This is a genomic window from Synechococcus sp. R6-10, from assembly GCF_047461815.1.
Taxonomy (GTDB): Bacteria; Cyanobacteriota; Cyanobacteriia; order Thermostichales; family Thermostichaceae; genus Thermostichus.
Window position 1 is genome coordinate 1 of sequence record NZ_JANSHW010000764.1, and the last position, 668, is coordinate 668.

1 protein-coding gene is annotated in these 668 nt (G+C 62.7%); it reads right to left on the reverse strand.

Annotated elements, in window-relative coordinates; all coding sequences use genetic code 11:
* Positions 1–41: 41 nt before the first annotated feature.
* Positions 42–509: a deoxycytidylate deaminase gene (locus tag NW837_RS15915; RefSeq protein ID WP_414332708.1), complete on the reverse strand. Its 468-nt coding sequence runs from the start codon at positions 507–509 to the stop codon at positions 42–44.
* Positions 510–668 lie beyond the last annotated feature (159 nt).

The following is a 668-nucleotide window of genomic DNA, read 5'->3' on the forward strand; positions in this document are numbered from 1 at the left end:
GGTCGTCGCCAACGCCAACAGGAACACTGCAGTGATGGTCTTCATCGCTTCGGTCGGAACGGCGCAAGGTCAACCTCCGTGACCACGCCTGCTTTGTAGCGGCACAACTGCACGCCCGCTTCGGCGAACAGTTCCAGCGCGAACCCGTCGGGGTAGTCGCCCTCGAACACCACGCGCTGGATGCCCGCGTTGATAATCATCTTCGCGCAGTGATTGCACGGCTGGCAGGTGACATAGATGGTCGCGCCGCGCGTGGAGACGCCGTTCAAGGCGGCTTGCAGAATCGCGTTCTGCTCGGCGTGCAGCGCGCGGATGCAGTGCCCCGCCACGATGTGGCAGCCTACCTCCGTGCAGTGCGCCAGTCCAATCGGCGCGCCGTTGTAGCCTGTCGCCAGTATCCGCTTGTCCAGCACAATCACTGCGCCGACGCTGCGCCGCGGACAGGTCGCCCGCGTCGCCACCATATGCGCAATCTGCATAAAATATTCGTCCCAGCTGGGTCGCTCCACCGCCCAAAGGATACCTCACGCGGTATAATCCACTGCGCAGGCGCGCCTGTACCGCTGCGTGCGCCTGCGCGTCTTTAGTGAGGGAGGCAACCGTATGCGACTGGTTCAGACTCTGGTGCTTGTAGCGATTGTTGGGCTGTTTGGGTTCCTTAGTGGCGT